14 protein-coding genes are annotated in these 13,751 nt (G+C 66.0%); 9 read left to right on the top strand and 5 right to left on the bottom strand.

The genetic code is table 11. From position 1 onward, the window contains the following. The first annotated feature begins 15 nt into the window (after positions 1-15). The 5 genes from ACZ1J6_RS04195 (at position 16) to ACZ1J6_RS04215 (ending at position 5,040) form a co-directional block, all read left to right on the top strand. Positions 16-930, top strand: a complete 915-nt coding sequence (locus ACZ1J6_RS04195) for a hypothetical protein (RefSeq protein WP_465126982.1) — start codon at positions 16-18, stop codon at positions 928-930. A 98-nt stretch (positions 931-1,028) separates the two neighbouring features. Then, positions 1,029-1,976 carry a glycosyltransferase family 2 protein gene (locus ACZ1J6_RS04200; RefSeq protein ID WP_431568993.1) on the top strand — a complete coding sequence of 316 codons (948 nt, stop codon included), beginning with the start codon at positions 1,029-1,031 and terminating at the stop codon, positions 1,974-1,976. Between the two features lie 48 nt (positions 1,977-2,024). Then, entirely contained in the window at positions 2,025-3,017 is a 993-nt protein-coding gene (locus ACZ1J6_RS04205; RefSeq protein ID WP_431568992.1) for a glycosyltransferase family 4 protein, read from the top strand. A gap of 22 nt (positions 3,018-3,039) precedes the next feature. Then, entirely contained in the window at positions 3,040-4,029 is a 990-nt protein-coding gene (locus ACZ1J6_RS04210) for a phosphoribosyltransferase (RefSeq protein WP_431568991.1), read from the top strand. Positions 4,030-4,077: 48 nt separating this feature from the next. Further along, a complete protein-coding gene (locus ACZ1J6_RS04215; protein ID WP_431568990.1) occupies positions 4,078-5,040 on the top strand; it encodes a glycosyltransferase family 2 protein in 963 nt (320 codons plus the stop codon). 35 nt (positions 5,041-5,075) lie between these two features. Here ACZ1J6_RS04215 and msrB read toward each other — a convergent pair whose 3' ends face one another. Beyond that, the gene (gene msrB, locus ACZ1J6_RS04220) at positions 5,076-5,576 is read right to left on the bottom strand and encodes a peptide-methionine (R)-S-oxide reductase MsrB (protein WP_132265646.1); all 501 of its coding nucleotides are present in this window, start codon (positions 5,574-5,576) and stop codon (positions 5,076-5,078) included. After that, positions 5,573-6,286, bottom strand: a complete 714-nt coding sequence (gene msrA / locus ACZ1J6_RS04225; RefSeq protein ID WP_431568989.1) for a peptide-methionine (S)-S-oxide reductase MsrA — start codon at positions 6,284-6,286, stop codon at positions 5,573-5,575. Before msrA ends, msrB begins: the two co-directional genes overlap by 4 nt. A gap of 154 nt (positions 6,287-6,440) precedes the next feature. Between msrA and ACZ1J6_RS04230 the strand changes: the two genes are divergently transcribed. The 3 genes from ACZ1J6_RS04230 to ACZ1J6_RS04240 all read left to right on the top strand — a co-directional run bounded on the left by ACZ1J6_RS04230 (position 6,441) and on the right by ACZ1J6_RS04240 (position 10,338). Beyond that, a complete protein-coding gene (locus ACZ1J6_RS04230; RefSeq protein ID WP_431568988.1) occupies positions 6,441-8,189 on the top strand; it encodes a cytochrome c biogenesis protein DipZ in 1,749 nt (582 codons plus the stop codon). Positions 8,190-8,414: 225 nt separating this feature from the next. Beyond that, positions 8,415-9,329, top strand: coding sequence for a dihydrodipicolinate synthase family protein (locus ACZ1J6_RS04235; protein ID WP_132265652.1), 915 nt, complete (start codon positions 8,415-8,417; stop codon positions 9,327-9,329). Between the two features lie 10 nt (positions 9,330-9,339). Continuing rightward, complete coding sequence (locus ACZ1J6_RS04240) at positions 9,340-10,338, top strand: 4-hydroxyproline epimerase (protein WP_431568987.1); 999 nt, start codon at positions 9,340-9,342, stop codon at positions 10,336-10,338. A gap of 46 nt (positions 10,339-10,384) precedes the next feature. Here the strand turns inward: ACZ1J6_RS04240 and ACZ1J6_RS04245 are convergent, their stop codons facing one another. Together ACZ1J6_RS04245 and ACZ1J6_RS04250 are read right to left on the bottom strand one after the other, a co-directional pair. Further along, entirely contained in the window at positions 10,385-11,164 is a 780-nt protein-coding gene (locus tag ACZ1J6_RS04245) for an ABC transporter ATP-binding protein (protein ID WP_431568986.1), read from the bottom strand. After that, positions 11,158-12,183 (bottom strand): FecCD family ABC transporter permease, encoded by a 1,026-nt coding sequence (locus ACZ1J6_RS04250; RefSeq protein ID WP_431568985.1) that lies wholly within the window; start codon positions 12,181-12,183, stop codon positions 11,158-11,160. Before ACZ1J6_RS04250 ends, ACZ1J6_RS04245 begins: the two co-directional genes overlap by 7 nt. Positions 12,184-12,254: 71 nt before the next feature. Here ACZ1J6_RS04250 and ACZ1J6_RS04255 point away from each other — a divergent pair, with 71 nt between their 5' ends. Continuing rightward, positions 12,255-13,127 (top strand): ABC transporter substrate-binding protein, encoded by an 873-nt coding sequence (locus ACZ1J6_RS04255; RefSeq protein WP_431568984.1) that lies wholly within the window; start codon positions 12,255-12,257, stop codon positions 13,125-13,127. Here the strand turns inward: ACZ1J6_RS04255 and bluB are convergent. Then, positions 13,114-13,749, bottom strand: a complete 636-nt coding sequence (gene bluB, locus ACZ1J6_RS04260; RefSeq protein ID WP_431568983.1) for a 5,6-dimethylbenzimidazole synthase — start codon at positions 13,747-13,749, stop codon at positions 13,114-13,116. The genes ACZ1J6_RS04255 and bluB overlap by 14 nt on opposite strands. Between the last annotated feature and the right edge of the window lie 2 nt (positions 13,750-13,751).

The following is a 13,751-nucleotide window of genomic DNA, read 5'->3' on the forward strand; positions in this document are numbered from 1 at the left end:
TCCGGGAAAAGACCCTTGAGCGGCCTAGCAGAGCGCATCGTGAACAGGCTGCTGCCACGGCCGGTGGCGACCCGGCTCTGGAGCGAGGCGCAGTATCGGCAGATTGCCAGGGCGTTTCCTGCCGGCGCGCCGAAACCTCATGGCCTGCCGGGCGAATTGATCGTCTCGCTCACCTCCTATCCGGCGCGCTACGCCACCCTGCATCTTACCTTGCGAAGCCTCCTGCGGCAGGACACGGCGCCCGACCGGATCGTCCTGTGGATCGCCGAGGGCGATGACGCAGCGCTTCCCGGCAAAACGCGGGAATTGCTGCGCCAGGGTATCGAAATGCGGATCGTCAGCGATGCCCGCAGCTACAAGAAGCTGATCTTCGCGCTGCCGGCCTTCCCAGCGGCCTATGTAGCGACGGCCGACGACGACGTGTTCTACCGGCCGGACTGGCTCACCGATCTGGTCGAGGGGCAGCGCGGCGGCGACCCGGTGATTACCTGCCACCGCGCGCATCGCCTCGCTGCGCAGGAAGGCGGCGGTCTGGTGCCTTATCACGATTGGGAATGGGACGTTCAGGACGCCCGCGCACGGCGCCCCAGCGTAGACCTGATGCCCACCGGCATCGGCGGCATTCTCTACCCGCCGCACGCACTTCATCCCGATGCCATCCGGCAGGACCTGTTCGAGCGCTATGCCCCTTCTGCGGACGATTTGTGGTTCTACTGGTGCGCAAGGCGTGCTGGGACGGCCTACCGGAAAGTGGGCGGGCGCTTCGACCAGACGGCCTGGTGGTCTTCGCAGAAGGAGCGGCTCTACGATCACAACCAGCGGGAAAACGACCTTCAGATCGCCTCTCTCGTGCGGGATTTCGGCAATCCCCTGCGCATGCCGGTAGCGGCGAGCAAGGATGCAGCCGCCTATCCGGCACCGGCCGGGTAGAGCTGCCCCGATGGGAGCCGCGCTAGCCATTTATGGTCATTGATCGCCTTTCGACGCCAAGCCTAACAGAGGCTCCACCACAAGGACGGGATGGTCGCGTGACCTCTATTTGTGTCGTCATTCCATTGCATAACAAGGGCCCGCATATTGCGCGCGCCCTCGATTCCGTCCTGCGTCAGACGGTGCAGCCGGCCGAGATCATCGTGGTAGACGACGTATCGAAGGACGATGGTCCGCAGATCGCGCGCAGCTATGACGGCGTGCAGGTCCTGAGCCGGGATCGGCCGGGCCCGGGAGGCTATGCGGCGCGCAATCTCGGTATCCGTACGGCACGATCCGACTTCATCGCCTTCCTCGACGCCGATGACGAGTGGGATGACGCCCACCTCGAAACGCTGGACCGCATGATCCGCAGTTCCCCGCAGGACACCGTCCTGTTCGGCACCGGCTATGACGAGATCCATCCCGGCGGCAGAACGATCGCAGACGTCTACCGGCGCTCGGGCGGGCGGGAGAGAGTGCTCTCCTTTGCGGATTTCGTAAGCGCCTGGCTGGATTGCGGGGAATGCCCGGTCTGGACCTCGGCCATTGCGGCGAGGCGGACGGCGCTGATCGAGGCGGGGCTTTTCCCCGACAAGCGCTGCCGGCGCGGGGGCGACAAGGACCTGTGGCTTCGGCTCGCGCGGCAGGGCGGCACCTGCGTGAATCCGGTGCCGACGGCGATCTACTTCAAGGACTCCCAGAACATGGTGACGTCCCTATCTCACGACAACGTCTGCCACTGCATGATCGAGACGATCATGACCATGGAGCAGAGCGAGCCGTCGGCGACGCGGAACCTGCTGGTTCGCCTGGCCAATCGCGAAACCTTCCAATACGCGCTGCGCACCGCCAAGAGCCAGCGGGTGCGGCGCGCCAGCTGGAAGCACTTCAAGCCCTGGTACAATCCGCTGCAGTTCGCGGTCCTGCTGGGCCTGTCCTCGCCGCTCGGCCATCCGCTGGCCCAGCTCGGGGTACGCCTCAAGAAACTGTCGGCCAGGGCCTAGGCGGCATGAGGAGATGACCATGCCTGTTCCCATGCGGATCGCGCTGCGATGAGCCGGAAGCCGCAAGTCCATCTGGTAAACCCCATGCTCAACCCTTCGGGCGGTAGCGAATGGCGGACGGTCAGCCTGTACCGGCAGCTCCAGCCTTCTGCCGACGTCAAGATCTGGCATTTCCGGGAAGCCCCGTCCGAGGCGTTCTCGGGCATCAGCCTGGGGAAAATCGACACGCGCCGCCTGTCATTTCCGCGCGGGGGCACGCTGGTTTTCGTGGGGGTCTATTTCAACATCAGCCACTGGATCCGGCTCGCCCGGCCCAAGCGGGTGATCCTCACCTACAACACGCCCGATGCCGAACGCCTTGCAGCCAGGGTCGACCTCATCCGCAAGACCTGCGGGATCGAGCCCGAGATCGTGTTCTGCTCCAGGGAACTGGCGGCGCAAGTCCCCTATCGCGGCATCGTGGAGCCTTCGCTGGTGGACCTCGATGCCTTCGCCCCTTCCGACAGGACAGGGCGGGAGGGCTTCCGTATCGGCCGCTTGAGCCGCGATGCGCCCGAAAAGCACCACCCGGAAGACATGGCCCTCTACGCCCGCCTTGCGGAGCAGGGCTGCGAGATCGACGTTCTGGGCGCGACCGCCGAAATGCAGGCCGCTGGCCTCGCCCCCGAACAGGTTCACATGCGCGCGATCGGCAGCGTGAAGGCGCCGGTATTCCTGCAGGGCCTCGACTGTTTCTTCTACCGGACCGCTCCGGAGTGGCCCGAACCCTGGGGACGCGTGATCATCGAGGCCATGGCCAGCGGCCTGCCGGTGGTGACCGATCGCACTTCGGGCGCATCCTCCGTGATCGAGCACGGCCGCAACGGCCTGCTGTTCGACACGACGGAAGAGGCCTTCGAACTGCTCATGCGGCTGAAGGATGACCCTGCGCTGCGGCAGTCGCTCGGTCAGGCCGCGCGGTCCACCGCGGAGAGCCTGCTCAGCGACGAGGTGCGCGCGCAAGTGCAGGCCTTCTACCTCCAACCCGATGCGCCGACCTGACCGCCAATTCGAGGAAGACGACATGGAATATCGCTCGTTCGCAGACCTGGCGGAGACCGTGTTCTTCAACGCCCACGCCATTCCGGAAGACGTCGACCTGATCGTGGGCGTCCCTCGCAGCGGATTGTTGCCGGCCAATCTTCTGGCGGTTCAGCTGCACAAGCCATTGCTCGACCTGGAAAGCTATCTTGAGGGGCGGACGCCCACCGTCGGGCGAACAGCGCGCGAGACGATCGACGAGAAAGTCCGGCCGCGGCGGGTGCTGATCGTGGACGACAGCATCGCCTCGGGCCAATCGATGCGCGCGGTGCGCGAGCGGGTGCAGGCCGCGGCGCCGCAAGTTCCGGCAACCTACCTTGCCGTATACGGCACCCGCGCCGCCCATGAGGATGCCGATCTGATCTTCGAGGCCGTACCGTCGCCGCGCATCTTCGAGTGGAACCTGATGCGGCACAAGCGACTGGCCGATGCCTGTTTCGACATCGACGGCATCCTCTGCCACGATCCGCACAGCTCCCAGAATGACGATGGCGAGAAATACCGCGATTTCCTGCTGACGGCCAAGCCGCTCCTGCGGGCCAATGTGCCGATCAAGCATCTCGTGACCAGCAGGCTGGAGAAATACCGTCCCGAGACCGAGCAATGGCTCGCGGCCAACGGGGTGAAGTACGAAAACCTCTGGATGCTGGATCTGCCATCCGCGGAGGAACGGCGCCGCCAGCGTGCCCATGCCAGTTTCAAGGCCTCGGTCTACATCAAGACCGGCGCCGGTCTGTTCGTGGAGAGCGAGGACAAGCAGGCGCAGGAGATTGCCCAGCTCAGTGAGCGCCCGGTACTGAGCATCGAAGGCCAGCGCATGGTCTGGCCCGGCAACGCCACGGCGGCGCGGCGCAGCTATGTCCGGCGCGGCGAAAGCAGCGGCGGTGCCGCGAAACGACTGGTGCGGGCGGTGGCTTTCGGCATTCTCGGAGACCGGACGATCGCGAAGATCAAGCGAAGCCTGCGCCGCTAGGCCCGGCCGAGCCCGCGTCCCTTTCGCACCTGCCCAAGTGGAGGTTTCATGCCCCAGGTTTCCGTCATCATGCCCTGCTACAATGCGGCCACCTTTCTCGACCGCGCGATCGGCAGCCTGCTGGACCAGACGCTGCAGGACTGGGAACTCCTGGCTATCGACGATTGCTCGACCGACGACACCCGTGCCCGGCTGCAGGAATGGTCGCGCCGCGATCCGCGCGTGCGCTGCCTGCAGACGGTGAAGAACGGCGGGCCCAGCGTCGCGCGCAATATCGGGATCCGGGAAAGCCTGGGCGACTGGCTGGCGATCCTGGATGCCGACGATGCCTTCAAGCCCGCCCGCCTCGCCAGCCTGACCGCCCTGGGAGACGAGCGCGCCGCCGACCTCGTCTTCGACGGGCTGATCTATTACGACGATCAGGAACGCCGGGAAACGGGATGCTCGTTCGAGGAGGGGGGCATTTCGACGGTAACGATTGCCGAACTGATCGATGCCGAACGGCCCGGCTCTCCGCTGAAATTCGGGTTCCTCAAGCCGATGATGCGGCGCAGCTTCATCATGGACAAGGCCCTGCGCTATTCGGAAAGCCTGCGCTTTGCAGAGGACTTCGATCTTTACGCCCGGTGCCTGCTTTCCGGCGCGCGCGGGATCCTCGATCGCCGGGCGCACTATGTCTATACCACGCAGCTCGGGCAAGTGAGCGGTGCCCGCTCGCAGGGAACCCGAACCCGTTTCACGCCGCAGACCCGCGTCGATATCATGGACGGGCTGATCTCGGACTACGCCGCCAGCACGCCGCCTTCCACGATGGCGGCCCTGCGGCAAGGGCGGCAATGGCAAGTGCTCTATGCCGATGCCCACCGCCTTGGCGAGCTACGCCGGACGGGGCAGTGGGGGGAGTTCCTGTCGCTGGCCTTGCGCCATCCGCGCGCTCTCTGGCGCTTCGTGTCGCGCTCGCGCGTGTTCCGGACCGGCGGGGGGGGCAACAATTCCGCGGCGGGGATCTGAACGCGAGACCGGCCTTCGCGAGGCCGGTCTTGCCGCTAGGCCGGCTTGAACGTCAGGGCTGCGCCGTTCATGCAATAGCGCTTGCCGGTGGGACGCGGGCCGTCATCGAACAAGTGGCCCAGATGGCCCAGGCACCGGGCACAGCGGACTTCGGTGCGAACCATGCCGAGGCTGCCGTCCCGGCGCAGATTGACCGCGCCGGGCAGGTGGTCCCAGAAACTTGGCCAGCCCGTGCCGCTCTCGAACTTGGTATTGGAGGCATAGAGCGGCAATGCGCAGCCTCCGCATGCGAACTGCCCCTTCCGGTGCTCTTTCAGGAGCGGACTGGAATAGGCGCGTTCGGTGGAAGCCTGGCGCAGGACGGCATAAGCCTGCGGCGAAAGCCGACGCCGCCATTCCGCGTCCGGAAGGTTCCAGTTCGCCGCATCGGCGCGCGGCGTTAAAACGGAAAAGTCGCAGATCACCGCGGCGACCGCCGCCATGCCGCACTTCGCCAGGAACGCCCGCCGAGCCTGCCTGATGCCAAGGTTCGTCATGGCCTCACCAGCACGCCATTGTTCCGATAGGAACGTGGGAACGCCTGCCTCAGGGCGTCGACCTTGGGCTGGTCGTTGATGCGGATATAGCTCGATTCAGGATGGCGGGTCAGAAAGTCCTGATGGTAGCTCTCGGCCGGGTAAAAGCCCTTGAACGGTTCGATCCGGGTGACGATCGGGCGCTTCCAGACACCGGCCTGCCCAAGCTGCGCAACGTAGCGCTGGGCGATGTCGCGCTGGCGGGGGCTCTGGGGGAAGAGGGCGGTGCGATACTGGGTTCCGTGGTCCGGGCCCTGATAGTCGCGCGTCGTGGGGTCGGCCACGACCGTGAAGTAGATCCTGAGCAAGGTGCCGTAGCTGACCTGCCGGGGATCGAAGGTGATCTTTACGGCTTCGGCATGGCCGGTATTGCCGCCCGACACGCTGTCATAGCGCGCGGTCCCGGAGGCTCCGCCGGAGTAGCCTGCCACGGCGCTGCTCACGCCCTTCACATGCTGGAACACGCCCTGCACGCCCCAGAAGCAGCCTCCGGCCAGTACGGCGGTTTCGCTGCGCGCGGGGTTGGGCGTGTCTACGAGCGGGGCGGGCACGGCAGGCCTTGCCTGCGCGGGCACGGCCACGGCCTGTTCCCACTGCCCATGGAGCGATGCTCCCAGCACGGTCGCGAGGCCGGCGATCATCAAAAGGCGCTTGCCGATTATCGGTTGCATGTCGAGCTTTCCACAGCCTTGGCCCTCATAGTACGCGCCAGGAAGCCGGACGGATGCACCCCGAACGGAATATTCGTGCTTTGCCGTTTGGACAGCTTGCGTTCATGCTGAGGGGCGATCTGATCCCTTCTTTCGGCCATGGCGGAGATTGACCATGATCCTGTTTCTCCTCTCCTACCTGGCCGGCGCGCTGACGATCATCAGCCCCTGTATCCTGCCGGTCCTGCCCTTCGTGTTCGCCCGCGCCGACCAGCCATTCCTGCGCAGCGGGTTGCCGCTGCTGCTGGGGCTGGCCGTCACTTTCGCCGGCGTGGCGACGCTGGCGTCGGTCGGCGGAGGCTGGGTCGTCCAGGCCAACAGCTACGGTCGCGCCGCGGCGCTGGTGATCCTGGCGATCTTCGGTCTGCTGCTGCTGTTTCCTGCCATTGCCGAACGCGCGACTCGGCCGCTGGTCGCTCTGGGGGCGCGGCTCTCGCAATCGGCCGCGGGGCCGGTCGCGGGAGCGGGGCAGGGCGGCGCCTCTCCATTCGCGGCGTCGCTCCTGCTGGGGGTGGCAACCGGCCTGCTCTGGGCGCCCTGCGCCGGACCGATCCTCGGCCTGATCCTTACAGGCGCCGCGCTGCAAGGGGCCAGCGGGCAGAGTACCCTGCTGTTGCTGGCCTATGCCCTGGGTGCGGCCAGTTCGCTGGCGCTGGCGCTTCTGGTCGGGGGCAAAGTATTTTCCGCCATGAAGCGGTCGATCGGCGCGGGCGAGTGGATCCGGCGCCTGCTCGGGCTGGCGGTTCTCGTGGCCGTGGCAGCGATCGCGCTTGGCCTCGATACCGGCTTGCTGACGCGCCTTTCGCTCTCGAGCACATCGACGGTCGAACAAGGGCTGCTCGACCGTTTCCGCGCGAGTGCCGGCCAGTCGGCCAGGCCGCGCAGCGACGGGAAACTCGCCATCGAGGGCCAGTTCCCCTCGCTATCCGGCGCCACGGAGTGGCTGAACTCCCCGCCGCTCACGCCCGAACAGCTGCGCGGAAAAGTCGTGCTGGTCGATTTCTGGACCTACAGTTGCATCAACTGTCTTCGCTCGCTGCCTTATGTCCGGGCCTGGGCGGAGAAATACAAGGATCAGGGTCTGGTCGTCATCGGCGTTCACGCACCGGAATTCGCTTTCGAGAAAGACCCCGCGAACGTGCGCAAGGCGGTCCGGGACCTTGGGGTGACTTATCCGGTGGCGCTCGACAACGACCGCACCATCTGGCGCGCGTTCCAGAACCTCTATTGGCCGGCCCATTACTTCATAGATGGCCAGGGTCGCATTCGCTACCACCACTTCGGCGAAGGCGATTATGCCCAATCGGAACGCGTGATCCGGCAACTGCTCGCCGAGAACGGCACCGGCAAGAGCGACAGCGACATGGTACTTGTGGAAGGTACCGGCATCGCCGCACCGGCCGACCGCAACGCGAACCGCTCGCCCGAAACCTACATCGGCCATTCCCGAGGCGAGCGCTTCGTCTCTGCCGGCGGCTATGTTCGTAACCGGTCCCAGGACTATGTGTTACCCCGGTTGGGAACGCTGAACGATTGGGGTCTCTCGGGCGCGTGGACGGTGAGTGCCGAGAAAGCCACGCTGGACCGGGCCCGAGGACGGATCGCCTTCCGCTTTCATGCGCGCGACTTGCACCTCGTGCTCGGCCCGGCAAAAGGCGGCCGTCCGGTTCGCTTTCGGGTGACGGTCGATGGGCAGGCTCCCGGCAAGGACCATGGCGTCGATATCGATGCCGAAGGCCAAGGCGTGGTCCAGAGCGAACGGCTCTATCAATTGGTTCGCCAGAAGGGCCCGGTGCGAGACCGCACGTTCGAGATCGAATTCGAGGATCCCGGCGTGCAGGCTTTCGCGTTCACGTTCGGATAGGTCAGCCTGAGGACGGACATGAAACTGGGGCGGGGGACCGAAAGTCTCCCGCCCCTGGCATTTTATCTGTCAGAGTGGAGCGGGTCTCTGCCGCGCCTGACCGTCCGAAAATGCGGGAAATCAGCAGATGAACAAATTTTCCCATCGTGTGCGAATTTTGCAATTGTCGCATACTTCGTAATATCGTATACGATATCTCAATTCAGAGAGAGTAGGAAGATTTACATGGCAATTGGTTGGAAGGGTGTGTTCCCGGCGGTCACCACGCAGCTCCGTGAGGACCTGTCGATCGACCTCGCCGATACGCAGCGCGTCGTCGACGATCTCATCAACGACGGCGTGACCGGCGTGATCGCGCTCGGCACGGTTGGTGAAAACAACTCGCTGGAATACGACGAAAAGGTCCAGGTTCTTTCGGCCATCGTGGAAGCCGTGAACGGCCGCGTTCCGGTCGTCACCGGCGTTTCGGAATTCGATACCCGCCGCGCCGTTCGCTATGCCCAGGCCGCTGAAAAGGCCGGCGCCGATGGCCTAATGCTGCTGCCGCCGATGGTCTACGTGACGAAGCCGCACGAACTCGTCGCCCACTTCAAGGGCGTGGCCGACCAGACCGCCCTGCCGATCATGCTTTACAACAACCCGCCGGCCTACCGCACGGTGATCGACAAGGACGTCCTCACCGCCCTGGTCGACGTGAAGAACATCGTTGCCGTCAAGGAATCGGCTCCCGACACCCGTCGCTTCACCGACTTCCGCAACACCTTCGGCGATCGCTACACCCTGTTCGCAGGTCTCGACGATGTCGCTCTGGAAGGTCTCTACCTCGGCGCCCAGGGCTGGGTTTCGGGCCTCACCAACGCTTTCCCGAAGGAATCGGTCGAGCTGGTCAAGGCATTCGAGCGCGGCGATCACGCCAAAGCCATGGAAATCTATCGCTGGTTCATGCCGCTCCTCCACCTCGATGCCGACCACGACCTCGTCCAGTCGATCAAGCTGGCCGAACAGGTCATGGGCCGCGGTTCGGAGCGCGTCCTGCCTCCGCGCTACGTCCTTCAGGGCGAACGCCGCGCCGAAGTGATCGCGATGGTCGAACAGGCCGCCGCAACCCGCCCCGACCTTTCGGTCGCGGCAGCAGCCTAAGGGAGCGTCGATGCGGCACACGTTTTTCTGCATCGACGGCCACACAGCCGGTAACCCCGTTCGCCTAGTGGCGGGCGGGGCTCCGCTGTTGAAGGGCGCCTCCATGTCCGAACGGCGGCAGGACTTCCTGTCCCGCTTCGACTGGATCCGCACCGGCCTGTGCTTCGAACCGCGCGGGCACGACATGATGTCGGGCGGTTTCCTCTATCCGCCGACCGATGCCGCCAACGATATTGGCATCCTCTTCATCGAGACCAGCGGCTGCCTGCCCATGTGCGGCCACGGCACCATCGGCATGGTGACCTTCGGCCTCGAACACGGGCTGATCCAACCCGCGACGCCCGGCAAGCTGCGCGTGGAGGTTCCCGCGGGCGTGATCGAGATCGCCTACGAAACCGATGGCCCCAAGGTCACTTCGGTGCGCATCACCAATGTGCCCGCCTATGTTGCCGAACGCGGCATTGCGGTGGATGTCGAGGGCATTGGCCCGCTCACCATCGACGTGTCCTACGGCGGCAATTACTACGCGATCGTCGAACCGCAGGGCAACTACACCGGCCTCGACGACCTGGGCGCCTCGCGCATCGTCGAGCTTTCGGGACGCATTCGCGAAGCCGTTCGCGCGAAGTACGAGCCGGTCCACCCGCTCGATTCCACGATCCGCGGCGTCAGCCACGTCCTTTGGGCCGACAAGCCCAAGCATGACGGCGCCGATGGCCGCAACGCCGTGTTCTACGGCGACAAGGCGATCGACCGCAGCCCCTGCGGGACCGGCACCTCGGCTCGCATCGCGCATTTGCACGCCACCGGCCGCCTGAAGGTGGGCGAGCTTTTCGTGCACGAGAGCTACATCTGCAGCCGCTTCATCGGCCGGGTGGAGCAGGAAGTCATGCTGGGCGACAAGCCGGCCATCATTCCCTCTATCGAGGGTTCGGCCATTGCCACCGGCTTCAACACGATCTGGATCGACCAGGCCGACCCGTTCTGGGCCGGTTTCCAGGTCACCTGATCCGGAGGACGGGAAGGCGCAAAGCGCGCCTTCCCGTCCTCGCGCTTTATTGCGGCGCGCGCTCCAGGGGCACGACGAACGGCAACGGCCCGGTCATGTCGACATGGCTGGTCACCCCGTAGACCTGGCGAAGCCGTTCGGCCGTCAGGACCTCGCGCGGCGATCCATCGGCGACCAGCGCACCGTTATCGACCAGCAGCAGGCGATCACAATAGCGCGCGGCCATCGTCAGGTCGTGCAGCACGGCGACTACCAGTTTGCCGTCATGGGCTTCGCGGGCCAGCAGGTCCATGACGTCGATCTGATGTCCGGGATCGAGCGAGGCCAGCGGCTCGTCGACCACCAGCGCCGTGGCGCCGACAGCCAGCGCCCGGGCCAGCATGGCGCGCGCGCGCTCGCCGCCCGAGAGTTCCGTGGCGACGCGTGCGGCGAGCGCCGTGACATCGGCTCGCGCCATGGCCTTCTGGACCGCTGCGCTGTCCGCCGCGGATATTCGCGACATCGGCCCGAGGTGCGGCAACCGCCCCAGCGCGACCAGGCGCTCCACGGTGAGCGGCCAGTGCAGTGTCTGGCCTTGCGGCAGATAGGCGACCTGCCGCGCCAGATCGCGCGGCTGAAGTCGGGACAACGGCTCGCCATCCAGCGACACGCCGCCGCGCTCTGCCGGTACGAGCCCGAGCATGGCCCGCACGAGTGTCGATTTGCCTGCCCCGTTGGGTCCGATAACGCCCACCAGCGCGCCGGGCCGCAGCGTGGCGGAGATCCCCCGCAGGACCTCGCGGCGGCCGAGGCGGGCGGCCAGGTTCTCGATGGCGATGGTCACCACAGGCGGCGCTCCCGAAGCAGATGGAAGAGGAACACAGGAACGCCGAGGAATGCCGTCACCACGCCCAGCTTGAGTTCGGCGCCGGTGGGAATGAGGCGAACCAGGATGTCGGCGGCGGAAAGCAGCACCGCGCCGCCCAGCATGGATGGCAGGAGCAGCGCCGAAGGACTGCGGTCCGTCATCGGGCGGATGAGGTGTGGCACGATCAGGCCGATGAAGCCGATCGAGCCCGAAACGGCCACGGCCCCGCCCACGCCGATCGCCACGCCCAGCATCAACCGGCGGCGGGTGCGGCGAAGATCGACGCCGAGCGAACGCGCGCCGTCCTCGCCCAGCGAGAGGGCATCCAGCGCGCGCGGATGGGCCAGCAGGAGAACGGCACCCACCGCTACACAGGGCAGCGCGATCCAGACGTGCTGCATGGACCGGTTCTCGATCGAACCGAGCAGCCAGGACATGATCTCCATCGCCGCGAAAGGGTTGGGCGAAAGGTTCAGCGCCAGGCTGATCCCGGCGCCCGCCAGTGTCGAGACGGCGATCCCTGCAAGGATGAGGCTCAGCGGGCTTTCGGAATGCCCCGCCAGCGCGAAAAGCAGGGTGATGGACACCAGACCCGTGACGATGGCCAGCAGGGGGAGCATGACCGGGCTCCATTCGGAAATGCCGAAGTAGAGCGCGATCACCGCGCCGAGTGCGGATGCGTTCGAGGCGCCCAGCACGGAAGGTTCGGCCAGCGGATTGCGCAAATAGCCTTGCAGGACCGCGCCCGCGAGGCCAAGCATGGCGCCCACCAGGACGCCGACCACCATGCGCGGCAGCCGCAGTTCGAACAGGATCGCCTGGGCGACGCGGTCTCCGTGATCGCCGAAGGCCGCGATCGTCCGGCTCCACCCCAGCGCCACCGGACCGATACAAAGCGATGCGGCGGCAACGAGAACCAGCGCCGCGGCCAGAAGGGGGATCAGCGCGGGATGGCGCGCGGGGGGTGAAGCGAGGGGCGACGAACTGGGGCTCTGCACGATAACCTCGCATGCGATCGGCTACCCGTCACGCTTGTGTCCCGGGTCCGTGTTGGTAAGGAGCCCATGACATGGGCATCGGAAAAATCCATCGCTATCTTCGGCTTGTCCCCTGCCTGCTGCTGGCGGGCATGGCCGGCGCAGGCGTGCAGGGCGCTGTTCCGCCTGCCGCGCCCCGTTCCATCGCGGCAGCGAAGCCCAGGCCGCAGCGCATCGTCTCGCTCAACCTTTGCGCGGATCAGTTGATAGTGGCGCTGGCGGATCGCGGCCAGATCGCCGGACTGACCCGCTATGCCTCCGATCCCGACATGTCCGACGTGGCAGACAGGGCGCGGAGCCTGCCCGTATTCGGCGGCTCCGCCGAGGAAGTCATGGCGGCCGATCCGGATCTCGTCATCGGCATGCCCGCAAGGCGCAATTCGGCCATCGCCGTGCTGGCCAGCCAGCACTACACCTCGGTCGATCTCAAGTCCGCGCATGACTATGCTGGAATCCTGGCATCGATCCGCGAGGTCGCCCGTGCGGTCGGCCATCCCGAGCGCGGCGAGGCCATGATCGCGCGGATGAATGCCGGGCTGGCCGGCCTGGGCACTCGGGGGCATGGAAAGGTTGCGGCCTATTACCAGCGCCGAGGCTACATGACCGGCACCGGCACGCTCGTGGATGACCTGATGAACCGCGTCGGCCTCGTCAATCTGGCCGGGAAGCTCGGCAAACCGGCGCTCTCGCAGATGAGCCTGGAGGAAATGGCCGAAGCCCATCCGGACTTCATCGTGATCGACAGTGCCACACAGCGAGTGAGCGATCAGGGGACCGAGATGATCAATCATCCGATCCTGCAGGACATTCCGCGCATCGCCATCCCCCAATCCTGGACGGTCTGCGGCGGCCCTGCCTACGTCAAGGCTGCCAAGGCGCTGGCGGAACAGATCAGCGCTCGCTGACATTTTCGCGCCAGCCGAGCCGTGCTTGCCAGCCGCGCCGTTCGAGTTCGGGCACCAGGTCCGGCTCCCGTGGATGGCCAAGACAGAGCAGCGCGATCAGGCGCCAATGTTCCGGGACGTCCAGCAGGGCCGTGACGAAATCGGCTTCCACCACCGATACCCAGCCCAGTCCCAGGCCCTGCGCGCGGGCCGCAAGCCAGAGCGTATGGATCGCCAGCACGACTGAAAATCCGCGTGTTTCCGGCATCGTCGCTGCGCCAAGGCCGCTCCCGGCCGTCGTCGCCTCGTCGCAGAACACGGCCACGACCTCGGGTGCTTCACGGATCCCGTGGAGCTTCAGCGCGGAATAGGCCGCGCGTAGCTCTTCGCCCATCGCCGCGCCGGCGCGAGTGACTTCCCGATCCGCATGGGCGGCCAGTGCCTCGCGCAATTCCGGCGAGCGGACGCGGACGAAACGCCAGGGCTGCGAATTGCCCACCGAAGGCGCGAGTTGCGCTGTTGCCAGCAGTTCGGCCACCATGTTCTCGTCCAGCGGATCCCGGCGGAAATGGCGCACATCGCGCCGCCAGGCCAGCAACGCGGAGAGTTTATCCTGAAAATCGGGGTCGAACCGGGGCGGCATTT

It is taken from the genome of Novosphingobium sp. BL-S-21, assembly GCF_055521655.1.

Excerpts from the sequence above, each read along its gene's own strand:
- msrA (WP_431568989.1), bottom strand. The coding sequence starts at position 6,286 with ATGCAACCGATAATCGGCAAGCGCCTTTTGATGATCGCCGGCCTCGCG.
- ACZ1J6_RS04215 (WP_431568990.1), top strand. The coding sequence starts at position 4,078 with ATGCCCCAGGTTTCCGTCATCATGCCCTGCTACAATGCGGCCACCTTT.
- ACZ1J6_RS04235 (WP_132265652.1), top strand. The coding sequence starts at position 8,415 with ATGGCAATTGGTTGGAAGGGTGTGTTCCCGGCGGTCACCACGCAGCTC.
- ACZ1J6_RS04255 (WP_431568984.1), top strand. The coding sequence starts at position 12,255 with ATGGGCATCGGAAAAATCCATCGCTATCTTCGGCTTGTCCCCTGCCTG.
- msrB (WP_132265646.1), bottom strand. The coding sequence starts at position 5,576 with ATGACGAACCTTGGCATCAGGCAGGCTCGGCGGGCGTTCCTGGCGAAG.
- ACZ1J6_RS04210 (WP_431568991.1), top strand. The coding sequence starts at position 3,040 with ATGGAATATCGCTCGTTCGCAGACCTGGCGGAGACCGTGTTCTTCAAC.
- ACZ1J6_RS04240 (WP_431568987.1), top strand. The coding sequence starts at position 9,340 with ATGCGGCACACGTTTTTCTGCATCGACGGCCACACAGCCGGTAACCCC.
- bluB (WP_431568983.1), bottom strand. The coding sequence starts at position 13,749 with ATGCCGCCCCGGTTCGACCCCGATTTTCAGGATAAACTCTCCGCGTTG.
- ACZ1J6_RS04230 (WP_431568988.1), top strand. The coding sequence starts at position 6,441 with ATGATCCTGTTTCTCCTCTCCTACCTGGCCGGCGCGCTGACGATCATC.
- ACZ1J6_RS04205 (WP_431568992.1), top strand. The coding sequence starts at position 2,025 with ATGAGCCGGAAGCCGCAAGTCCATCTGGTAAACCCCATGCTCAACCCT.